This window comes from Cellvibrio chitinivorans, assembly GCF_035117775.1.
GTDB lineage: Bacteria > Pseudomonadota > Gammaproteobacteria > Pseudomonadales > Cellvibrionaceae > Cellvibrio > Cellvibrio chitinivorans.
This window is the reverse complement of sequence record NZ_JAYKKN010000004.1, coordinates 381886-404110: the sequence shown is the minus strand read 5'-3', so window position 1 is coordinate 404110 and position 22225 is coordinate 381886. Positions and strand designations below refer to the sequence as shown.

17 protein-coding genes are annotated in these 22225 nt (G+C 49.5%); 6 read left to right on the top strand and 11 right to left on the bottom strand.

Features of this window, described 5'->3' with window-relative positions; genetic code table 11:
• Window positions 1-489: 489 nt before the first annotated feature.
• On the top strand, window positions 490-1350 hold the full coding sequence (purU, locus tag SPL68_RS13710; protein ID WP_323815734.1) for a formyltetrahydrofolate deformylase: 861 nt from the start codon (window positions 490-492) through the stop codon (window positions 1348-1350).
• 74 nt (window positions 1351-1424) lie between these two features.
• Here purU and SPL68_RS13705 read toward each other — a convergent pair whose 3' ends face one another.
• From SPL68_RS13705 to SPL68_RS13675, 7 genes are all read right to left on the bottom strand, one after another.
• Window positions 1425-2600, bottom strand: a complete 1176-nt coding sequence (locus SPL68_RS13705) for an MFS transporter (protein WP_323815733.1) — start codon at window positions 2598-2600, stop codon at window positions 1425-1427.
• Window positions 2601-2764: 164 nt separating this feature from the next.
• A complete protein-coding gene (locus SPL68_RS13700; RefSeq protein WP_323815732.1) occupies window positions 2765-3334 on the bottom strand; it encodes a PqiC family protein in 570 nt (189 codons plus the stop codon).
• A 3-nt stretch (window positions 3335-3337) separates the two neighbouring features.
• Window positions 3338-4369 (bottom strand): MlaD family protein, encoded by a 1032-nt coding sequence (locus SPL68_RS13695; RefSeq protein WP_323815731.1) that lies wholly within the window; start codon window positions 4367-4369, stop codon window positions 3338-3340.
• Complete coding sequence (locus SPL68_RS13690; RefSeq protein ID WP_323815730.1) at window positions 4370-5176, bottom strand: ABC transporter ATP-binding protein; 807 nt, start codon at window positions 5174-5176, stop codon at window positions 4370-4372.
• A gap of 56 nt (window positions 5177-5232) precedes the next feature.
• Window positions 5233-6342, bottom strand: a complete 1110-nt coding sequence (locus SPL68_RS13685) for an MlaE family ABC transporter permease (RefSeq protein ID WP_323815729.1) — start codon at window positions 6340-6342, stop codon at window positions 5233-5235.
• Between the two features lie 304 nt (window positions 6343-6646).
• On the bottom strand, window positions 6647-7312 hold the full coding sequence (locus SPL68_RS13680; protein WP_323815728.1) for an outer membrane beta-barrel protein: 666 nt from the start codon (window positions 7310-7312) through the stop codon (window positions 6647-6649).
• A 221-nt stretch (window positions 7313-7533) separates the two neighbouring features.
• Window positions 7534-8532 (bottom strand): 2-hydroxyacid dehydrogenase, encoded by a 999-nt coding sequence (locus tag SPL68_RS13675; protein ID WP_323815727.1) that lies wholly within the window; start codon window positions 8530-8532, stop codon window positions 7534-7536.
• Between the two features lie 153 nt (window positions 8533-8685).
• Here SPL68_RS13675 and SPL68_RS13670 point away from each other — a divergent pair, with 153 nt between their 5' ends.
• A complete protein-coding gene (locus tag SPL68_RS13670) occupies window positions 8686-9057 on the top strand; it encodes a DUF6164 family protein (RefSeq protein WP_323815726.1) in 372 nt (123 codons plus the stop codon).
• 18 nt (window positions 9058-9075) lie between these two features.
• Here the strand turns inward: SPL68_RS13670 and SPL68_RS13665 are convergent, their stop codons facing one another.
• The gene (locus SPL68_RS13665; RefSeq protein WP_323815725.1) at window positions 9076-9930 is read right to left on the bottom strand and encodes a 6-carboxytetrahydropterin synthase; all 855 of its coding nucleotides are present in this window, start codon (window positions 9928-9930) and stop codon (window positions 9076-9078) included.
• A gap of 299 nt (window positions 9931-10229) precedes the next feature.
• Between SPL68_RS13665 and SPL68_RS13660 the strand changes: the two genes are divergently transcribed.
• From SPL68_RS13660 to SPL68_RS13645, 4 genes are read left to right on the top strand one after another with little or no spacing between them, the layout of a single operon-like run.
• Complete coding sequence (locus SPL68_RS13660; RefSeq protein WP_323815724.1) at window positions 10230-10796, top strand: YfiR family protein; 567 nt, start codon at window positions 10230-10232, stop codon at window positions 10794-10796.
• The gene (locus SPL68_RS13655; protein WP_323815723.1) at window positions 10793-13519 is read left to right on the top strand and encodes a response regulator; all 2727 of its coding nucleotides are present in this window, start codon (window positions 10793-10795) and stop codon (window positions 13517-13519) included. Before SPL68_RS13660 ends, SPL68_RS13655 begins: the two co-directional genes overlap by 4 nt.
• Complete coding sequence (locus SPL68_RS13650; protein WP_323815722.1) at window positions 13516-15624, top strand: putative bifunctional diguanylate cyclase/phosphodiesterase; 2109 nt, start codon at window positions 13516-13518, stop codon at window positions 15622-15624. Before SPL68_RS13655 ends, SPL68_RS13650 begins: the two co-directional genes overlap by 4 nt.
• A 41-nt stretch (window positions 15625-15665) precedes the next feature.
• Window positions 15666-17702, top strand: a complete 2037-nt coding sequence (locus tag SPL68_RS13645; protein ID WP_323815721.1) for a TonB-dependent receptor plug domain-containing protein — start codon at window positions 15666-15668, stop codon at window positions 17700-17702.
• A gap of 41 nt (window positions 17703-17743) precedes the next feature.
• Here SPL68_RS13645 and SPL68_RS13640 read toward each other — a convergent pair whose 3' ends face one another.
• From SPL68_RS13640 to SPL68_RS13630, 3 genes are read right to left on the bottom strand one after another with little or no spacing between them, the layout of a single operon-like run.
• Window positions 17744-20218, bottom strand: a complete 2475-nt coding sequence (locus tag SPL68_RS13640) for a two-component system response regulator (RefSeq protein ID WP_323815720.1) — start codon at window positions 20216-20218, stop codon at window positions 17744-17746.
• Window positions 20219-20249: 31 nt separating this feature from the next.
• Window positions 20250-20681, bottom strand: coding sequence for a response regulator (locus SPL68_RS13635; RefSeq protein ID WP_323815719.1), 432 nt, complete (start codon window positions 20679-20681; stop codon window positions 20250-20252).
• Window positions 20674-22140 (bottom strand): sensor histidine kinase, encoded by a 1467-nt coding sequence (locus tag SPL68_RS13630; RefSeq protein WP_323815718.1) that lies wholly within the window; start codon window positions 22138-22140, stop codon window positions 20674-20676. Before SPL68_RS13630 ends, SPL68_RS13635 begins: the two co-directional genes overlap by 8 nt.
• Window positions 22141-22225: the final 85 nt, after the last annotated feature.

Below are 22225 nucleotides of genomic sequence, written 5' to 3'. Positions count from 1 at the left end.
ATCCATGGGGTTCCGGGCAGTCCTTTGTTCCATCCTTGGATCGTGAGGCATTTTCCTTTAGCGACGTCCGGTAAAACTCTGTCGAGGAATACCTACTTGCTATGTGTGTAGATCATGGCGAGTTAGGTAATATTAATAGAGCAAAAATGAGTCCAACTTTTTATGTTGGTAACAATTGCCGAGAAATGGAAAACATCTTTTAAATCGCAAGCCTGCATGAGGCGGGCGTTTGGACGAGATGGGCTAGGAAAAATGACACATGTAAAAATGATCTAAATGCCACTCGGCAATCCGGAATAGGCTTAATACCGCTGATGTTTTTTCTTTCGATTTGTATTTTTTGCAACAGGTGAACTTTTTTACAGCAGAGTTTCAGCCGTTGTTGTTTTGTTGTGCATGGATTGTGCTATCGCATCGGCTGCAAAAATTGCCTAGGGCTATAACTACAGGTAGGATGCCGACAAATCGGAAAAAGTAGAGAAATATGCCATGTCTGCGGTAAAAGAAATTGTGTTGACCTTTAGCTGCCAGGATTCAAAAGGGTTGGTAGCAGCGGTGGCCACCTTATTCGCCACCTTGGGATTCAATATTAAAGAGTCCTCCCAGTTTGAAGATGTAAACAGCAATCGCTTCTTTATGCGCACCGTATTCGAGTGTCCCACCGGCTACAACCTCGGCCAGATTCGCTCGCTGTTCAAACCCTTGGGTGAGCAGTACCAGATGGACTGGAATATTTTTGATAGCGATGCCAAGCCACGAGTACTGATTGCCGTATCCCAGTGGGGTCACTGCCTGAATGCACTGCTAAATAGCTGGAAAAACGGATCTTTGCCAATCGATATAGTTGGGGTCGTATCCAACCACAATGTGATGCGCGACCTCACCGAATGGTATGAATTGCCGTTCCATTATCTGCCCATCACTGCCGATACCAAGCCGCAGCAAGAGGGTCAGCTATGGCAGTTGATGCAGGATTTGCAGGCGGATTTTTTGGTGCTTGCGCGCTATATGCAGATTCTATCGGATGACCTGTGTCATAAGCTCAATGGCCGTGCGATCAATATCCATCACTCCTTCTTGCCCGGCTTTAAAGGCGCCAAGCCTTACCATCAGGCGTTTGATCGCGGTGTAAAATTGATCGGCGCGACTGCGCATTTTGTAACGGCTGATTTGGATGAAGGCCCGATTATCGAGCAGTCGGTTGAGCGTGTATCCCACGTAAACTCGCCGGACGAGATGGCAGAGATAGGGCGCGACACCGAAGCTGTGGTACTCAACCGCGCCGTGCGCTGGCATGCGGAGCATCGTGTATTGCTCAACGGCACCAAGACGGTGGTGTTTTCACGCTAAGCAACATGACGACCATAAAAAACGCGGCAGAAGCGATTCTGCCGCGTTTTTTTATGGCTGGAGTTTTTGATGAATTAAGCCTGAGTCGCGCGCTTGGCTGTGGAGGCGAGCGCCAGCAATCCGCCCGCGACCAATGTGAAGGCGACGCCGAGGCTGCTGGCATCGGCGACAAAGCCAATTAGGGCAGGGCCTGCCAACAAGCCTGCGTAGCCCATGCTCACTACTGACGCTATCGCCAAGCCTACGGGCATGGATTGCTGATTGCCCGCCGCGGTAAATAACACCGGCACTATGTTGGATGCCCCAGCGCCTACCAGTGCAAAGCCAATAAAGGCGGCTGCGCTGTAGGGAACAAACACCACCAGCAGCAAACCTGCTGCGGCGCAGATTCCGCCTGCGAGTACTACGGGTGTGCCACCAAGGTGGCTGACGATTTTATCGCCGGTGAAACGGCCAATAGTCATGGCGATGGAGAAGCAGGCGAAGCCTAAACCGGCGTAAACCGGGTCTATAGCGCGCACGCTGGTCAGGAACAGGGCGCTCCAATCCAACACTGCGCCCTCTGCCAAAAAGGCGATAAAACACAGGCTGCCGACTAACAGTACCTTGCCGTGCGGCATCACAAAAAAGGGCTGTTTTTCGCTAGCTTCCTCGTTATTGGTAGTGTCTGCACCTAATAAATCGGGCGAGCAATAACCCAGCATCAATAAGAGCGCGGCCGCCAGTAGCAGCAGAGAATAGAAAGGCGATAAACCCAGCCAAAGCAGTGCGCTCATAATCACTGCGCCGAAAATCCCGCCCAGACTGTAAAAACCATGGAAGCCCGACATCATGCTGCGGCCAGACGCTTTCTCGACCACCACTGCCTGCATGTTCATGGCGACATCGGTCGCGCCCAGTGTCATCCCGAAAATCAACAAATTGAGCGCCATGCCGGGAATGCCGGGGGATATGGCAAGGCACACCAGGCTCACGCACATCAGCAACAGCGAGCAGGTGATGATTCGCCGACAGCCGTAGCGGCCGACCAAGCCGCCAGTGACCGGCATGGCGATCAGCGAGCCGATACCAAAACACAAAATCAGTAAACCGAGAGTGGATTCGCTAATCGCCAGCCGCGCCTTGGCGTAGGGAATCAGCGGTGCCCAAGCTGACATAGCAAGGCCGGTAATAAGAAAGGCGATACGGGTAGAAAGCGGTGCGCGGGTGGTGTGAATTCCGGTGGCGGATGTGGTGTGAGTGCTGCTCATAATTGTGTTCAGAAGCCTGCGGCTACTGTGAAAACCTTTTGGTGATGAATCCGGCGCGCATCATAGCCGCTGCGCCGGATTAACCCGAAGGATCAAAACAATTTTTCACACTTCCTGTTGTTTGTTCTTAGTTGCCACACTCTCAGGTATCACAGAGCGAATTGTCACAAAAGCTCTGGCGCGATTGCGCTGGATGCCTGTTGCAGCAGCTGACTAAAAGCATTGGCGATGCTGGCGGAATCGGACGAGGAATCTACCCGCGTGCGGATGAGTTTGCTGCGGGTACTGCCGGTGTTGGTATCCACCAAATCTACGCGCGCTTCCAGCAGTGCATAGCTTGGAAAGGCATCCAAGCGTTGAATATCCACGCGCACTACTAATGCGGGTTTTTGGCTCTGCAACCAGGGGAATTGCATCACCTGCCAGTTTGGTTGTGCAGCTTGCAGGTTCAGCGCCAGTACGCGGGTAATCCCCAGCTCCAAAGGCTCAGCCCAAAAGCCATTGTCGGTGGGTGAAAGTTGCTGGGCGGTTTTCCAATAGCTGATGCGCGAGGCTTGCAAATATTCCGGAATTTTAATGGGGCCAACGCCAATGACTTTCTGGATGCTCGCTGTCTGCAATTCGCTGCTCGTTTCCGGCATGGCGGCGCTCAGCGCAAAGTAGTGTTTGCGCGGTGAGTTAGCGCAGGCGCTGATGAGCAATACCAGCACAATGATAAGCGTGCGTGAAATCATAAATTATTCCTCATCCGGAATTGATCGGCCGCGCCAAATGGCTTCGGGTTGTTCATCCAGTGTCGTGCTGAAATCGCGCAGCGCATTGGCTGAGCGGCTTACTTCTTTGAGTGTTTGTTGGAGTTGATACATCAGCGGAGAATCTTCCGCCACAGTGCCATTAAGCGACTCTGCGGTTTTGTTGATGTTCTCCAAACTCTTTTGCAATTCCACAAGGCTGGTGTTGATGTTGTTGCTAATGCCCGGAATTTGTTGATTTAACGACTGCAATAATTTGGTCAGCTCAAGCGTAGTGAGGGTGAGTTGTTCATTGGCAGTTTTGGCGTCTGCCGCGATACTGCGCGCGGCAAAGTTGATTGAATCGGCAGCGGTTTTTACGCTCGTTATGGTGTCAACCACTGCGCCACTTTCGACTAATTCATTTATATCTGCAGTCAGTTTATCGAGGTTGTCCACCAAATCTTTCACATTAATTTCTTGCAGGCTTCTGGATATTTCCTCGAAATTAGTTGCAACGGTAGGTAGCTCCAAGAAGTTATTTTGAAAGTCATAAATCTGTGGTGATGTCTCGGGGTGAAAATCCAATTCCACGTAGAGCAAACCGGTCAGAAAACTTTGGTAATTTAATTGCGCGCGCAAACCGTTTTTGATGGCATCGATCAAAAACTCTTTGTTTACGTCAGCACCTTGGCTGCTGATACGCTGTAAGCGAAGGTCGGCAGTGACGGCGGTGAGTGCGGGTTTATCATCGCTTTGAAAGTTGATTTGAATATCGGTAATTTCGCCCAGCACTACGCCTTTTAATTTAACGGGCGCGCCGATTTGTAAGCCTTGCACCGAGCCATCGAAATACATGATCACTCGCTCTTTTTGTGAAAAGAGTTTTCCGCCTGAAAAAAACAGTAGCGCCAAAAATACCACTAGCAGGGCGCCGACAATAAATGCGCCTATGGTGAAGGACTTATTGTTGGAGCTTTTATTACTGGAGATTTTGTTGCCGGACGTTTTGTTGCCAGAAGACGTGTTATTAGCCATTTATGTGGTTGCTCCCTCCGTTAGTGAGTCTTTATTTGGTGACTCGGCATTAGCAGTGCCTGCGCGGCTTAAAAAGTGACGTACTTTTTCATGCTTACTGTGATGCAATAATTCTTTAGGGTCGCCAACATCCAACATGGTTTTAGCCTGCGCATCCAGCACCACGCATTTTGTGCCGATGGATAAAATACTTGGCAGCTCGTGGGACACAATCACCACCGTTGAGTTGAGTGATTTACACACCTGCACAATTAATTGATCCAAACGCAGTGAACTGATCGGGTCCAGCCCGGCAGAGGGTTCATCAAAAAACAGCAGCTGTGGATCGAGCGCGATAGCGCGCGCAAGCCCAGCGCGTTTGTGCATGCCGCCGCTGATTTCGGCGGGGTAAAAATCTTCGTAGCCACCAAGGCCGACCAACGCTAATTTAAACTCGACAGTTTCGGCGATTTGTTTCGCTGATAAATCGGTATACAACTGCAAGGGCAGGGCGACGTTTTCAGCGAGCGTCATGCTCGAAAAAAGCGCGCCGGATTGATACGTAATCCCCCAATTTTTCAGCAGCGCTAAACGAGTTTCTGGATCGGATTCATAGAAGTTAACACCCTCGTACAAGACCTCGCCTTTGCTTGGAACCAGCAAGCCGATCATGTGTTTGAGCAGTGTGGTTTTACCGCAACCACTGCCGCCGACAATAAAAAAAATCTCGTTCCGATCAATATCGAAATTCAAATTTTCCTGCACCACCCGATTGCCATAACCAATACTGAGATCGCGAATGCTGATAAAAGGTGTACTGCTTGTCATCACCCAACTCCCTTGCTTTTGATTAAAAGGTACCGCGGTTAGAAAAGTGTTTGCGATTAAATGCCAAGTTTGTCGTAGAGAATATTAAACGCCGCGTCGGCCACTACCAGATACACAATCGAGCGCACTACGGCGTTGGTGGCTGCCATGCCCACGGCATCGGAATTGCGGCCGCAGTTGAGTCCCGCTTGGCAACCCGCCACCGCAATTAGCACCCCGAACACCAAACTTTTGATTAGCCCGGCTGCAATATCTATCCAACTTACTGCCTCGCGCGTTTGCAGCACATATTGCAACAGGTTTACATCCATATTCATTGCAACCAAGGCTCCGCCGAAAATGCCAATCGCATCGGCGTAAATACACATCAGCGGCATAATAAATACCAACGCAATCAAACGTGGCAGCACCAAAAATTCAACCGTGGAAATGCCCATCGTTTTGAGTGCATCTATCTCTTCGTTAACTTGCATAGTGCCCAGTTGCGCGGCATAAGCGGCGCCGGTGCGGCCAGCCATAATCACTGCGGTCATAAGTGCACCCATCTCGCGTACCATGCCAATTGCAACGAGATCGGCGACATAAACCTCCGCGCCCAGTTGGCGCAATTGCACCGAGCCGAGATAGGCGAGGATCATTCCTACCAACAGCGCAATCAGCGTTACTATCGCCAGCGCGCGCGGGCCGGATTGGTCGATAAAAAACACAATATCTTGTCGGCGTGTTTTGGCAGCCCCGCGCAGCCATTGACCGAGCGCGATGGCGATATCGCCAATAAAAGTCAGGGTTTGGGCAAAATTATTCCAACGCGTGCGTGCGAATTCATACACACGAATAAAGAAGTGTTTGTGCGCATGCTCTTCATTGTTTTGATAAGGGGGAATTGAGGTCGCGAGGTTTAGCAGTTCTTGTAGGGCTTCAGGTGCTTGCGCGAAATCAAGCGTGATCTGCTGCTGTTCGCACCAGCGCGCGAGTTGCAGCAAGGCGATAGCGAGACTGGAATCCCATTCATTCAATTCATCGGTGATAAGCGTAATTTGTTTGCAGTCGGCGGATGCCCCGTTGATCAGACTTTCGCCGTCGGGGCATTGACCCAATTGCCAATCACCCAGTAAATGCAGGTTGGCGTCTTCGTAGCGAAAATGCACTTCAGCAGAATCGAGCAATGGGTTCCCCTTATCACCATGTCCATGTAGTCGTTATTGGTAAAAAGAATAGATGAAAAAATCGCGCCAAGTTGTTGAAGCAGGCGGCAAATTCCTAGTAGCACGCTATTTTTGATGTAGTGACCGCGATAATTGCGCTTGGGTTTTTGGAAAAGTTGCGCCTGTGTTTTTGCAAAAATCGCAAACTTTTGTAGATAACGCCGTTCGCACAGCGGTGGAGAATGGGGGAGGGAGTTTGTGCGCTTAACCCGCGACTCCCGCCCATTAAGCAGCGGGCGGGAGCATTGGAAAGCGAGCAGTTTGATTAATACATAAAACCGAATTCTACGGTGAGCGTACCAATCGACGGGCTGCCTTTCGCATGGTCAAGGTCAATCCAGCGTTCGTTGTAGCTGCCGCGCAGGAATAAGTTCTCGCTGATATCAAAGCGCAAGCCTGCACCTACACCGTAAGTCCAACTGTCGGTGTTGTAGGTGGGTTGATAGTAATCGCAGATGTAACCCCACCACGGATCCCACCAGCACACACCTTCGGTCGGGCCACTGGCGACATTGCTGTCGATGTTTGACCAGCCCAAGCTTCCACTGACAAAGGGTTGCAGTGCGCCGTTGCCAAAGTAGTAGTCCCCTGCGAGCGTTGCAGAGAAAGAATCGAGCACACCGCCGTAGGTTTCTTCCGTGGGCTCAGCAGCGTCGATCACGCGTGTGGCTTCATAGCTGGTTGAGTTCCAATTGAAGTTCGCGCGCAGATTGAAATTGTGAGAGTAGTTGTAACCCGCCGAGAAACCAAAACCGGCGTCAGAGTTGGTTTTGATATTGGCTCCGCCGCTGAAGTCGATGGTCTCTTCGTAGGCGTAAGGAACCTGCAGGGTGAATTCGTAAGTGTTGGCGCGCCCCGCCTGTGCAGACGATGCACTAAGTGCAATCACACCTGCCAAGCCGCCCAACAGTGCGGTGTTCTTCATGTTCATAACTCGTCCTTTCAGTATGGTTAATTGCTATCAAACACTTGTTAGTGTTTGGTTTGTGCTGGATCTAGCAAAAGCACAAACAGGCTGAGCATAGGCGAAAACAGGCCTTCTTAAACTGATGCTGGATAGTAAATAACAAAAGTTAATAAAAAATTGTCGCTTGAATCATTGTGGTGCTTAATATTGTCTAATCTCTAAACAGAGATGACTGATCGTAGGTATCAGCTCACTAACACCATCTTGCTGAACTCGCCCGCGTCAAAGTGGCGGATGTTATCCAGCGTGACTTGTGCGATGGTGGCTAGGGCTTCGCGGGTAAAAAACGCCTGATGTCCGGTAATCACCACATTAGGGAAGGTGAGCAGGCGGGCGAAAATGTCGTCTTGCAGGAGTTGGTTGGATTTGTTTTCAAAAAACAGATCACCTTCCTCTTCATACACATCCAACCCGAGGTAGCCGATAGTGTTGTTTTTGAGCGCATCGATCACTGCGCGGGTATCGATCAAACCGCCGCGGCTGGTGTTAATTAGCATCACTCCCGGTTTCATCTGCGCGATGGAAGATGCATTGATCAAATGATGAGTGTGTGTATTGAGCGGGCAGTGGAGCGAGATAATATCTGCTGCGGGCCAGAGGTCATCGAGCGCCATATAACTCACACCGGCTGCGGCCAAGGCCGGGTCGGGGTTGGTGTCAAAGGCGACAACTTCGCAGCCCAAACCCAGCATCAAGCGCGCAAAGGTCTGGCCGATTTTTCCGGTACCGATTACCCCCACTGTTTTACCAACCAGATCAAACCCCAGCAGGCCGTTGAGCGAATAATCGTTTTCGCGCACGCGGTGAAACGCGCGGTGCAAGTTGCGGTTGAGCATCAAAATCAGCCCCAGCGCATGTTCGGCGATGGCGTGCGGCGAGTATTCCGCTACACGCGCGACTTTGATGCCGAGCTTTTTCGCCGCGTCCAAATCCACCTGATTAAAACCCGCACAGCGCAGGGCGACCAAACCTATGCTCATATCGGCCAGTTGTTGCAGTACGGTTTCGTTGAGATGATCATTAACAAAGCAGCAAACTGCCTTACAGCCTTGGGCGAGCAGAGCGGTTCGCTCATTCAACTGGGCTTCGTGAAATATCAGTTCCAAGGGATGTTGCAGGTTTTCATTGGCCGTGGTCAGGCACTGCTGGTCGTAGGGTTTAGTGCTAAAAACAGCAACTTTCATGAGTTAACTCCATTTCGGCGGCATGTTTGCTGAGTGTAGCCCCAAATGTCTGCGGGGTGATGACACTGCGTATCACGTGATGCAATGGGCGCCAATGCTGCTATGCTGCGCGCGTTTCTTTTTATCTCAATGAATAGCGATCAATAGACGATTATGGCCAGACTCTTATTCAAACTTGCACAGGTTCCCGCCGATGAAGCCGCTGATATTCGCGCCTTATTGGATGAACATCAGATTCGCTACTACGAGACAGATGCCGGTTTTTTCCGCGTGGGTTTGGATGCAATCTGGTTGAGCGATGGCAATCAGGAAGAGCAGGCGCGCGAGTTGATTCGCAACTATCAAGCGGAGCGGGTGGTGCGTCAGCAGCAAAACTACGCTGAGTTGGTAGAAGCGGGGCAGGTGCCCAGTGTGTGGCAACATTTTTGCGCACAGCCGATCCGGTTTATCGCATCGGCTATCGCCATTGTGTTTGTCGCAGGTTTAACCCTATTGCCATTTGTGATGTTGTTGAAGGCGGATTAGTTATCTGTTCAGGTCTAATCAAGCCTCTACAATCGCGCCCTTGTTAATGCCTTCGTAGGCTTTAACGCGAATGTTGGAATCCGGATTTTCCTGCCTGGTTTTATGCGCAATATGGTGGGCGATAAATTCGACGGTGCTATCGGTATCGATCATGTAGCAGCAGCGTTGAGGCAGAATAATCTCAAACGGCCCCTGTTCGGCATCGTAATTAAATTGGTAGTAAGCCGTGCCCGCGTGTTCAGGTTGCGCGGTTAAATCTTCACGCGTTCCAATATAAATATCCTTCCACTCATCTGCCCAGCGCTGTTCCAGTGCGGGCGATTTCACACCGTTAGCCCAGATATCAATGCGAGAGCGATGGCCGTGGGCGATGCGCTGGCAGTTGCCTTTGTGTTTTTTAAGGCCGTGGCTGTAGTGATAGAAAGCCGCGCCGTCCATTGCTTCAAGGCTGAAATCCAATTCCAAGCGCGCAACGCTATCTGGAAAGTGTTGTTTAAGTTGGGTGATACACCAGCTGGCGATGCTCTCTTGGGTGAGCACTTCGGCATCGACCAAGGCGATGGCATCACGCGGGGAGCGGGTGCTGAGGAATTCGCCGTTGCTGCCGAACTGCCAGTGAATCTGCAAAAAGTCGCCGTCTTCTTCAATGCGGATGTTGGGCGACTTTACCGGCACCGCCAGACGGTGATCCAGCTCGGTATCCAACCAATGGCGCAGGACTTTTTTGACTGTGCCGAAATCGCACACCATGCCTTGCTCATCCAGATCGCCAATTAAGCGCACATTGGCCAGCCATGTCTCGCCGAGCAGACCACGCTGCGGATCGAGGAAACTGAAATCGACGTTGGTGAGGTTATCGACAAACAACAACATAAAAGTGCCATGAGCTAGGTGTGGAAAGGGCGGGCATGATACCACTTAGGTTGTTGCAGGTGTTTATCTGCCATCTTATGTTGCTGGCATAAAAATCATTATTTGGGCGTATAAAATTACATCCGTTTTCGCTATTAACCAAAGTCTGAACTATGCTCAAGGCACTGATTTTATTCTGCTTGCCCCGGCACCAACCCCAGTGTTGGTCAACGGCCGGCATGACGAGTAAAACGCACATTAATAAGTACGAATAAGTGTAAAAAGAGTGCAACGAGGAGGCACGTTTGGCGGTGGGGCGCGTGAAAATAGCGAGCAGAATACTCTTGTGCTGGGGAGTAGGGGCACTTCTTGGTGCTCAAGCGTTACTGGCTTCAGCTCAGGCAGCGGAAGCAAGCTTGCGGGTGGCGTTCGTCTATAACTTTCTCAAGTTTATAGAATGGCCAACCCAGGGCGATTCAGCGTTTACCCTCTGCGCCCTGAATGCCCAGGGTGCCGCTCGTCAATCACTGACTGAGTTGGGCAGCAAAACCCTGCAATCCCGCCCGATCAATATTATCTACATAGATTTAGTGACTGAGTTGTCCGGGCAGATCAACCGTTGCCAGCTGCTTTACGTCCCCACCAGTGGAGCCGATTTCCAGTTGCCTCAGCCTTTTCCTTCCGGTGTGTTATTGGTGATGGATGAGGCTCATCCTGACGATGCCCGCGTGGGCATCTCACTCTTACGCACCATCGATAGCCGTATCGAGTTTGTAATGAACGAGCGGGCGCTTAATCACGCTGGCGTTAAAGTGAGCAGCCAGCTGCGCAAGCTGGCCAAAAAGCCTAAAAATCAGGGCTCAAAAACAGATGGTGGGCGCCAATGAATAAAACGTCCCTAGCACGCAAAATCAGTCTTATGGCCATGTTGCTGACCAGTATTGCAGTACTGGGTGCGGCCTTGGCGAGCACTTGGCAGCAGTACAACTACATCAGCCATCAGGTTAATGGCCAGTTGCAGATTTTGGCGGAGGCGACTGCGCTCAATCTGGCTGCGCCGAGTATGTTTATCGATGCTGATGCTGCCAAACAAAGCCTTGCTACCTTGCGGGTTGAACCCAAGGTGTTGGCGGCGCGTTTGCGTTTGAAAGATCAACAATTACTGGCTGAATATCGTAGTGCGCAGAGTGCATCCTTCACCAAAGATGAGCAAATCAACGCCGTCGTGTTTTGGGAGGGCGAGGACTTGGGGTTGCTGGAGTTGGATATCACCCTTGAGCCGCTGCGCACCCAATTTTACGGCCAGATTCTGTGGGTGCTGGTGATTGCACTGATTGCGCTGCTGGTGTGCGGTTTGCTCACATGGGTACTGATTTCATCGGTCTTGCGCCCCTTGGGTAGCCTGAGCGAGCTGGCGCAAAAAGTGGGGCGTGAGGGGCTGTATCACGAGCGCGCGCCTGAGCCTGCTGTACGCGATGAAGTAGGGCAGCTCACCAGCCGTTTTAACGCCATGCTGGATCGCATTGAGGCGCAAGACAGCGAGTTGCGCCACACTCAGGAATCGCTGGAGCAGCGGGTATTGGAACGCACCAGTGAGTTGCAGGCCGCGCGTGAACAAGCCGAAGCGGGTAGCAAAGCCAAGAGTGATTTCCTCGCGGTGATGAGCCATGAAATCCGCACGCCTTTGAACGGCATCATGGGTATGACGGGTTTGTTAATGGATACAGATCTGGATGCCAAACAAAAACGCTTTGCCCGCGTTGCCCGTCGTTCCAGTGAGGATTTACTGCTGATCATCAACGACATCCTCGATTTCTCCAAAATCGAAGCAGGCAAGTTGGAGCTGGAACATCGCCCCTTCCAACTTAATTTATTGGTAGAGGATATTGCCGAGCGCTATGCGCCCATCGCGCAGGGCAAAGAGTTGGAATTGTTGTGCAGGACGCCGCTGCCACCTTTATCGGTGGTCGGGGATTCGGCTCGTCTGGGGCAGGTGCTGACCAATCTGCTGAGCAATGCGATCAAGTTTACCGAGTCGGGCGAGGTGACGATTGATGTGCAGCTGCTCGATGAGCGGGACGGCAAAGTCGAGCTGGAATTCGGCGTGCGTGACACGGGGATTGGTATCAGCAGCGAGCAACAGCTGCGTCTGTTTCAATCCTTTACTCAAGCTGACTCGTCAATGGCGCGTAAATACGGCGGCACGGGTTTGGGGCTGACAATTTCCCAGCGCTTGACGCAGATGATGGGCGGTGAAATTCGCGTCCAGAGTCAGGCTGAAAATGGCAGCTACTTCCACTTTAATCTTGTACTGCAAAAGGTGAATGATCCGCGTGACTACCAACTGGTTACCGGTTTTAGTCAGTTGCATACGCTGGTGGTGGACGATAATCCCACCAACCGCGAAATCCTGGAGTACTGGCTGAAATCCTGGGGGATGCAACCGGTGATGGCCGCCTCTGGCGCCGAGGCTCTGGCTTTGCTTCAGGAGCAGGCTGATGTTGGGACCCCATTTGATTTAATGCTGACCGACTGGTGTATGCCCGGCATGGACGGAGGGCAACTAATGGATCGCTTGGCTGCCGATGCACGTTTTAACCGCTTGGCGATCATCATCCTTAGTTCTGCCGGTCTGGCGGCGCGCCTCGAGATCGCTGAACGCGCGCCGCAGCTGCTGAAGCCGGTGCGTCAATCCGAGTTGCACAACCTGATTGCTCAGGTGATTGCAGGCGATTTAACACGCAAGTTTCATGTGATTGATTCAGTCGTCGCAGATGTTAAGCCTGTGCGTCTAAACGGGCGGGTATTACTGGCCGAGGACAATATGGTCAATCAGGAAGTCGCCTGCGCCATGCTGCAGCGGATTGGGGTGATAACCACCATCGCCAATAATGGACAGGAAGCGCTGGAACTGTTGCAACGGGAAAGTTTTGATCTGGTATTGATGGATTGCCAGATGCCGATTATGGATGGCTTTGAAGCTACCGCCAGTATTCGCAAGCGAGAAGCGAAGCTGGGTATACCGCCCTTGCCGATTATCGCCCTCACGGCCAATGCGATCAGTGGCGACCGCGAAAACTGTCTGGTGCGGGGTATGAGCGATTATTTGAGTAAACCTTTCACGCAGGAACAGCTGCATCAATTGCTGGCGCGCTGGCTGCCCCAGCGCCATACACCTGCGGATATCGCTATACCTGAACCTGCTAGCGCAGTATCAACCGCTGCATCTAATCCACTGCCATCCTTGTCATCGGCCGAGGGGTTGGAAATCGATCAGCAAATCATTCGCCAATTGCGTGAATTGCGCGAGGGATTGTTGCCGCGCCTGATTGAATTATTCCGCGCGGGCAGCCCGCCGCTGCTTGCGCAAATGGAAACTGCTATCGCCCAGCAAAATGCCGATTTACTCTACAAAACCGCGCACAATTTAAAAAATAGTGCGGCTAATTTGGGGCTGACAGAGTTGGCCGCAGTTTGCCGCGACTGCGAGGCGCGCGCGCGGCAGGGTAGTTTGGAACAGGCGGGACAGCAGCTACAGACTATTCAACGGCTTTATGGATTATCACTGCAGGCTCTGGTTGAGCTTGAGCAAGGGGAGCAAGGCTCGTGAGCGAGTTAAGGTCTACAGGCGGTGCCCTAAATGCGGGTGCTCTGGTCTTGGTGGTAGAGGACGACGAAGCGGCGCGCCTGACCACCAGTATCACGCTGGAGCAGGCGGGTTATCGGGTGATGGAAGCGGCCGATTGTGCGAGTGCGCGCGCCCATTTTGCGGAGCAGACGCCCGATATCATCCTTCTCGATGTGCTCTTGCCAGATGGTGATGGCTACAGCCTGTGCCGCGAGCTTTTGGCACTGCCCAATGGCCGCGACCTGCCCATTGCGATGGTGACTGGCTTGGATGATATCGCCTCTATCCATCAAGCCTATGAATCCGGCGCGACTGATTTCATCACCAAGCCCGTGAGCTGGGGCACCTTGCCATTTCGTATTCAATTTATTTTGCGTGCGAAACAAGCCTTGAGGGACGCCAGTAAGCAGGAAGCTGAGTTGCGTTTGTGGGCAAAAGTATTTGAAGGCAGTAATGAAGCGATTCTGATTACCGATGCCGACCTGCGTATTATTTTGGTGAATAAACCCTATGAAAAAATTATGGGCTTCACCGAAGAAGAAGTGGTGGGGGTGGATACTATAAAAGTAGGCACCCAACTGCATTCTCACAGCTTTTTCCGCAACCTCGTCCATGTGTTAAAAGAAAAAGGTCACTGGGAAGGTGAGTTGATCAACCAGCGCAAAAATGGCGAGAAGTTTCCCACTTGGTATTCGATCAGTCAGGTAGTGGATACCGATGGACAACCGGAAAATTACATCGCAATTTTCAGCGATATTTCCGAGCGCAAAAAATCGCGCGAGCGTATCGATTTTCTCGCTCATCACGACAGCCTTACTGAATTACCCAATCGCGCACTGCTTAATGATCGTTTGGAAATGGCGATCAATACTGCCAAACGACGCGGTGAAAAAGCGGGCATTTTATTTATCGACCTCGACCGTTTTAAAAACATCAACGATTCACTGGGGCATGCGGCGGGCGATTTAATTTTGCGCGAGACAGCGGCGCGCCTGAGCGAAGCCGTGCGCACCGACGATACAGTCGCGCGTTTAGGTGGCGATGAATTTGTAATATTGCTTGCGCGTATTCGCGATGAGCGCAGCATGGCCGAAGTGGCAATAAAAGTGCGCGATGAAATTTTGCGCCCCTACATGTTGGAAGATATGCCGCTGCATATAAGCCCGAGTATCGGCATTGCGGTTTATCCGGACGATGGTGAAGATCCGAATACGCTGATTAAAAACGCCGATGCGGCTATGTATCTAGCGAAGGAAAAAGGGCGCAACAATTATCAGTTCTACACACCGGTATTAAATGCGCGCACGCTCGACCGGTTAAAGTTGGAATACGACCTGCGCTCAGCGCTGGAGCAGGGGCAGTTTGAGTTGCACTATCAGCCGCAGATTATCGCCGGCAGCAAACAACTTTACGGCGCAGAAGCCTTGGTGCGCTGGCGTCACCCTGAGCGCGGATTGGTGTCTCCTAATCACTTTATTCCTCTCGCAGAAGAAATCGGTTTGATTATTCCGCTCGGTGCTTGGGTAATCGCCGAGGCCGCGCGGCAAGTCAAGTGCTGGCACCAAGCCGGGCTTACCGATTTGGTGGTGAGCGTAAATATTTCCGCGCTGCAATTTCATCAGGCTGGATTTTTGGCTGAGGTGCAGAGTTTGATGGCGCAAGCCGGTACTTCGCCCAGCTCGATTGAGTTGGAGTTGACTGAATCCATGTTGATGAATGATATGGAAATGTCGATACAAGTATTGCAAGCCTTTCGCGCGCAGGGTTATCGCATTGCCATCGATGACTTTGGTACTGGTTTTTCCTGTCTTAATTATCTGCGCCGTTTGCCCGCCAATATTCTCAAAATCGATCAATCATTTGTGCGCGATATGCAATCCGATGAAGCATCGCTCGCTATTGTGAATTCGATCATTCGTTTGGCTGAGTCTTTGGGGATGGAAACTATCGCCGAAGGGGTGGAGACAGCCGACGACTATGCGCTGCTTACCAGCCAAGGATGTCAGCTGATGCAGGGATATTATTTCTCCAAACCTTTGCCTTCTGCGCAATTTGAAACATGGTTAGAGCAGTGGGGTGGTATTTGATAAGAAAAAAATCGACAAACAAAAGCAAGGAAAGATTGCTGATGAACGCAAGGCCATTAACGATTATGCCGCGAGTCCTTCTGGCTGGGTTTGCTTTAACAAATCTGGCAAGTGCAGAAGAGTATCTGGATATGGACCTGGAGCAGTTACTGCAAGTGACCGTAACCGGCTCAACCCTGCGCGACGAATCGTTAAAAACTGTGCCCTCGGCGGTGACGGTATTTACCCACGAACAAATCGCCGCATTGGGTATGGATTATTTATACGAGCTGCTCAACTTGGTGCCGGATTATCAAACCAATCGCTTGGCGGATAGTGGAGTCAACTACAGTTTTAGTGCACGCGGCCGGCGCAACGCTGCGCAAGTACATGAAGTGTTGTTGATGGTTGATGGGCGGCGCTTTACCAATCCCCGCTCTGGTGGCAGCGATGTACTTATCCCGCTGTTTCCACTTGCGCAAATTGAGCGAGTCGAAGTGATCAGTGGTCCCGGCTCTGCGCTCTATGGCTCCAGCGCTTTTACTGGAGTGATCAATATTATTACCCGTAAAAAACAAGCTGAAATGAGCGTAGCCGTAGGTTCTGATGCGCGCCGCAGTACTGATCTGCTCTGGGGTAGAGAATCTGGTGACTGGGAAACTTCACTTTTTGCTCATGCCTATGAAGATGAAGGGCAGGAGTTTTTATTGCGCGATATTTCTACTTCTGAGCCAGTGCTCAGTCACGACCCTTTTTCCTCCATCAATCTGGATTTGGGGCTGCGTTATAAACAGACGCAAATACGCATTGCCTACAACCGCACAGATGCCTCTGATTTTTATTCAGTCGAGCGTATACACAATAATTTTAACGATAACCGTTTGGGTTTTAGTCAGATAAGTCTGGAGCAGGGCTTTGGCTTGGGAGAGCATATCGAATCAAAACTGTCGTTTAGTTACAGTCGCGGTGAGCAGTTAATTCATGCTGAGCTAGCCGATGAGGGTGATTTATACGGACTAAGCGAGCCGCCGAGCCAAGCGCCGGTATTGGCGGATGCGACCTTGAATAGCGAAAGCTATTTACTCTCGCTGTCCAATGATTGGACGATCAATGAGTTGGCCAGCAGTCAGTTCGGTTTGGAGCTGCGCGAAGATACTGAAACGCAGGCCATTCTGAAATCCAATTACGACTTGCAACAGTTTATTGCTCGGGATTATCCAATCACATCTTATTCTGGTATCGATTATCAAACCCCATTGGGCAGCGAAGGTTCCCATGAATCTTTGGGTGTATATGGCCAATACCTGCGGCAACTGAGCGACCAAACCAGTTTGACGCTAGGGGTACGCTACGACAACTATAACGATATTGGCGATCATGTCAGCCCACGTTTGGGTTTGGTGCAACAACTGACAGATACGCAAACGCTCAAACTGTTATATGGTGAAGCGTTTCGTGCGCCGACCTTATCCGAAATGGGGTTGATCAATAATACCCGGTTGGTTGGCAATCCAGACTTGGTGCATGAAATTGTGAAAACCTGGGATTTAATCTGGATGGGTACTTGGCAGCACACCAGTGTGAGTCTTAACGGTTTTTACAGCGATTACGATCAGCCGATTCTGGCCGGATTACAAGGTTCAACGCGTACCTACATCAACGGCGAGAGCGAACACAGCAACGGCGTCAGTCTGGAGGCGAGCCAGCAATTGGGCACGCACTGGCTGGCGCGTATCACCTACAGTCATTTTATCGATTTACCCGACTCAGCCTTTCGCGAGGCGGATCAGCTGTCATCGCTCATGCTGAATTACCAAGCCGCTGCATGGAATTGGAATCTGACGGCGGTATATCAGGGCGAGGCCCAAACCCTCGTCGCAACCGCTATTGCGGGAGTGAATGAGCGTAATACGCTCGATGATTTTTGGGTGGTCAACAGCAAACTGGCTTATCAACTTACACCCGCCGTTGGTTTAAATCTGCAAATTAAAAATGTGTTGGATGAGGATTATTTTTCACCCGCGCAGGGTAACGGAATCGCCTACGGTACGCCCAATCGCGGCCGCGAGACGAGCATCGCAATGGAATGGCATTGGTAAGGGTTTTCTGAATTGGTAACTGATATGTTTTCTAGTTCAAATTAATTGATGCTATTGCTGCGCAAAAAAGCTAAAAACTTATCTTGTGGCAGTGGGCGTGAAAATAAATATCCCTGACCCTTGTCGCATCCTTTACTTATTAAATAATCCCGTTGATGTGGTTCTTCTATTCCTTCGCCGACAATTTTCATTGGTATTATTTTGCTTAGTCCGATAATCGCATTTACCATTTCATCGTGTTCTTTGGCTTGGCCGATACGGCTGACAAATGATCTGTCGATTTTTAAATAATGAGGTGAAAAGCGCACGATATAACTCAGAGAGGAATAGCCAACTCCAAAATCATCAAGCGATATACGCAATCCCATCTCTTTAAGCTGGCTGATTTGTTCCAGATTTTTTTCAGTATTCTCAAGAAACATTTGCTCGGTAATCTCTATTATTAATTTTTTAGCAGGAAGACCAGTTTTAGCCAATGCTGATGAAAACAAATCAAATAAATTTTCCTGTTGAAATTGTCGCACCGATACATTGACACTAACGCTAAGGGGGAAGCCTGCTTGGTGCCATTCAACTGCCTGAGCACATGCTTGTTTAATAACCCATTCTCCAATTGGAACTATTAATCCATGCTCTTGTGCATAGGGAATGAATTCATCCGGAGGAACCATTCCCCGTTCAGGATGATGCCAGCGCAACAAAGCCTCAGCTGAAGCAATTTGGTTGGTATGCAAGTCAATGATGGGCTGGTAATAAAGCTCGAATTCCTGGTTGGTAATCGCTTTACGTAAATCGTTATCCAGACGCAGTCGGTTATTGACGTATTCGGTTAATTCTTTTCGGTACAGCTGGCTGCGGCCACGACCTTTGTCTTTTGCATCGTAAAGTGCGCTGTCGGCATTGCGCAGCAAGGTTTTACTGTTTTCGCCATCGGTGGGGTAGAGCGCAATGCCAAAGCTAATGCCAACGTGAACTTTGTGATTACCGAGACGAACTGGCTGATTGATGGATGTGATAAGTTTCTCTGCAACACTCACCACGTCTTCATATTTTGTGGCATTTTTTAAAAGCACTACAAATTCATCGCCTCCTAGCCGACAAATACTATCTTCACGTCGTAGGGCTTTTTTTAGTCTGCGTGCGACGGTTTTTAAAAGTTGGTCCCCAGCTTCATGGCCAAGCCCGTCGTTTATTTGTTTAAAATGATCAAGATCGCCAAATAGCACCGCAAATGTGTCGTGATTGCGATGGGATTTTTGAATTAAAAATTCAATTTCTTCATGCAGTTTACTGCGATTCCCCAATCCGGTGAGAGGGTCGTAGTGAGCTAGTTTTATAAGTTGCGATTCGTAGCGTTTTCGTTCTGATAGATCATAAACTTGCACAAGATAGCAGGGTTCATCATCAAACTTGCTGATAAAAGCCATGCTAATTAGCACTGGGATCGGATTTTTTTCTTTTGTCAGGAGATGCATTTCATATTGGGTAAATGAAATGTTCTTGCGACGAATTTTTTCCATTTGAAATTCATTGTTACCAATTTCGTCTGGATGGATGAGCTGGGAAAAGGGAGGAAGTGAATCGATTGTTTGGCTTTTTTGATAATTTAGCAATTTATAAAGTGCGGGATTTGCTTGGATGATTGTGTCATTGAGGCCAACCATCATCATACCCAATGGCGCGTAATCAAATGCGGTATGAAATAATTGTTCGCTGTTGGCCAGTGCCTGTCGTGTAATTTCAATATCCGTGATATCGGTATTGCTACCTAGCCAGCGAACAATTTCATTGTGTTCATTTTTTTGGGGGGTGGCACGAGTATCAAACCAACGGTATTCGCCGTCGTATCTTCTAATGCGAAAAACCGCGTACATTTCTTCTCCGGCGTGTACGGCTTTTCTCCAAGCTTCGATCAGGTTGGCGCGATCATCTGGATGAACTTGATCCAACCAAAGAAAGCCCAATTGCGCTTTTTCAGCGATGCCAGTGTAGTCGCACCAACGACGATTTAAAAAATCGCATTCGCCATCAGGTAAGCACGTCCAAGTCAGTTGCGGTAGCCCATCTGCCAGTTGATTAAAGCGAATATGGTTCTCTTTAAGGGCTCGTTCCGACTCGCCCCAGGCCAAACTGGCATTCAAGCTTTTAATGAGCATTTCAATATTGATATGGCGCTTGGGTAAGTAATCGAATACCCCATCGCGCATTACGTCAGCAATGATGCGCTCATCGCTATTGCCACTAATCATTATGATTGGTGTGGGTGCATTTTTATGATTTTGTATTTTTTTTATTAATTCTGATCCGTAAGCATCTTTTAGTTGGTAATCGAGAATCGCACAATCAAAACTATGTTGGTCGATTAGCTCAAGTGTTTGCGACGCGGAAGTTGCTTCCGAAATAGTTAATGAAAGCGTAGTTTGGTGCAATAAACGCACAATCTTTTCCATGTCGACATCATCGTCTTCGACAAGGAGTAATCTGATATTTTTATCAGCCACGGATGTTTGCAACATTGCAATCCCTCTCGCATTGCGTATTTTTTAGTTAAAGTGGAAAGCTGATTGTGGATCGATAATTATCCAAGAGTGTCGCCAGTTTTGAAAATTGTGGCCCTACTGCAGACTTGACCATATAGCCAGCAATGTTTTCGTGATACGCACTGGACTTGTCCGAATCTGCATCTGATGTGGTTAGGATAAAAATAATAGCGTCTTGCAGTTTTGAGTCGCTCCTGATTTCCTGTAGGAATTCAAAACCATTCATGCGCGGCATGTTTAGGTCAAGTAAAATAAGGTAGGGTTTTTCAATGCGTAACTCACTGTGAGTGGCTCGTAAAATTTCCAGTGCTTCAATGCCATCACGTGCTAGCGTGACTGGAAAGTCCATAGCATGTTTTCGCAAGCTGCGAACTACAGATTCTGCGGCAACATCATCATCATCGACTATTAATATGTTGACTTTAACTGGATTATTCATCGATATCTTTCCTCGCAAAACGTGGCCACCATACGTGAAAACTACAACCTTTACTGCCCGCGTCACTAATGAGTTCAATTTGCCCGCCATGGCTTTCTGTCAGGCGTTTTGCCAAAGCGAGGCCAATGCCGCTACCGCTAGATGAGTTATTGTTGAGAGTTTGAAATAACCGAAACACCCGCTCTTGAGCGGCGACAGGAATTCCCGGGCCATTGTCAATTACTTTGAATAAGCAATAACTGCCGCTCGCCTCTGCGCTTATAGTGATACAAGGGGCAACGCCAGTGTGATGTTTAAGTGCATTGGTAAACAAATTTCGTAGCACGGTCTCCAGTGGAATTTTTGCTGCATTAATTTCACTAATATGAATTTCTTGTTGGATTTTGAAGTGGGCTGGAATCGGATGTAGGTCAATAATCTCGGCAATTAAAGCTTCGACATTAATTGCGGTGGACTCTTTCGCTTTTTTCCCCGCTCGCGCATAAAGTAAAAGATCATCAATAAGTCGCTCCATTCGTCCAATGCGGAGACGAATGCGCTCAATATTTTTTTGAATTGATTCTGTTGAATTTTCTCCTAAATCTTCATTGATCCATTCCACTAGATCACTTATGCCGCGTAGAGGTGATTTCAAATCATGTGATGCAACGTAGGTGAATTCTTCCAGATGTGCGTTGGCTTGTTTTAGATTGAGTTCAAGCCGCTTGCGCTCTGAAATATCGGTAACAACTGCTAGCGTTAGGCTGCCTGCATCGCTTTCTACAGGGCTTAACCCTATTTCGATGGGTATTTCAGTCCCGCTTTTGTGGCGGCCAGTTAAATCTCGGCCTAAGCCCATTGCACGTAAGCTGGGCTTTTGTACATAGCCTGCGCGCAGTTTTTCATGACCTTTTCGGTAGCGTTCAGGTAAGAGAATATCCATCGACTCGCCTAATAATTCTTCTTTTGTGTAACCAAAAAGGTTTAGTAAGCTCGGATTAATTAGTTGGATAATGCCTCTTTCATCAACAAGCAATTGGCCGTAAGGTGAAGCCTCTATTACCTTTACCAATCGCTCTTCTAATTGTTTGCGACGCGTAATGTTAACAATAGTGGCAACAATAAATTGCTCACCATCAGCGATCAAAGGTCGCAAGCCAATCTCTAGAGGAAATTCGCTGTTGTCTTTTCGTTTTCCGTAGAGGTCGCGCCCAGCTCCCATATAGCGAGTAGACGGTTGCTCTATGTAGCCTTGGCGTAATTTTGAGTGGTGGCCACTAAAACGATCAGGAAGAAGAGTATCAATTGATTGGTCGAGTAATTCGTTGCGGGAGTATCCGAATAAGCGTTCAGCTTCGGCGTTTAAATAGCTGATGCGTCCGTCCTGATGTGTAACGATAATGCCTGCGGGAACCGCATCTAACAGCTCTTTTGCGTAACTGGGTTGGGTGTTTTGTTGATGATATTCCTGTTGTGACATTCGCTGATTCTCCTGTTGGGAGAGACTTTCATTTTGGGGTTTCTTTATATGGTTCCCCCCTCAAATCTGACCCGCTTGGTCTTGA

What these genes read in the sequence shown, in the direction of transcription:
- purU (WP_323815734.1), top strand. Translation starts at nt 490, where the DNA reads ATGTCTGCGGTAAAAGAAATTGTGTTGACCTTTAGCTGCCAGGATTCA.
- SPL68_RS13705 (WP_323815733.1), bottom strand. Translation starts at nt 2,600, where the DNA reads ATGAGCAGCACTCACACCACATCCGCCACCGGAATTCACACCACCCGC.
- SPL68_RS13700 (WP_323815732.1), bottom strand. Translation starts at nt 3,334, where the DNA reads ATGATTTCACGCACGCTTATCATTGTGCTGGTATTGCTCATCAGCGCC.
- SPL68_RS13695 (WP_323815731.1), bottom strand. Translation starts at nt 4,369, where the DNA reads ATGGCTAATAACACGTCTTCTGGCAACAAAACGTCCGGCAACAAAATC.
- SPL68_RS13690 (WP_323815730.1), bottom strand. Translation starts at nt 5,176, where the DNA reads ATGACAAGCAGTACACCTTTTATCAGCATTCGCGATCTCAGTATTGGT.
- SPL68_RS13680 (WP_323815728.1), bottom strand. Translation starts at nt 7,312, where the DNA reads ATGAACATGAAGAACACCGCACTGTTGGGCGGCTTGGCAGGTGTGATT.
- SPL68_RS13675 (WP_323815727.1), bottom strand. Translation starts at nt 8,532, where the DNA reads ATGAAAGTTGCTGTTTTTAGCACTAAACCCTACGACCAGCAGTGCCTG.
- SPL68_RS13670 (WP_323815726.1), top strand. Translation starts at nt 8,686, where the DNA reads ATGGCCAGACTCTTATTCAAACTTGCACAGGTTCCCGCCGATGAAGCC.
- SPL68_RS13665 (WP_323815725.1), bottom strand. Translation starts at nt 9,930, where the DNA reads ATGTTGTTGTTTGTCGATAACCTCACCAACGTCGATTTCAGTTTCCTC.
- SPL68_RS13655 (WP_323815723.1), top strand. Translation starts at nt 10,793, where the DNA reads ATGAATAAAACGTCCCTAGCACGCAAAATCAGTCTTATGGCCATGTTG.
- SPL68_RS13645 (WP_323815721.1), top strand. Translation starts at nt 15,666, where the DNA reads ATGAACGCAAGGCCATTAACGATTATGCCGCGAGTCCTTCTGGCTGGG.
- SPL68_RS13640 (WP_323815720.1), bottom strand. Translation starts at nt 20,218, where the DNA reads ATGTTGCAAACATCCGTGGCTGATAAAAATATCAGATTACTCCTTGTC.
- SPL68_RS13635 (WP_323815719.1), bottom strand. Translation starts at nt 20,681, where the DNA reads ATGAATAATCCAGTTAAAGTCAACATATTAATAGTCGATGATGATGAT.
- SPL68_RS13630 (WP_323815718.1), bottom strand. Translation starts at nt 22,140, where the DNA reads ATGTCACAACAGGAATATCATCAACAAAACACCCAACCCAGTTACGCA.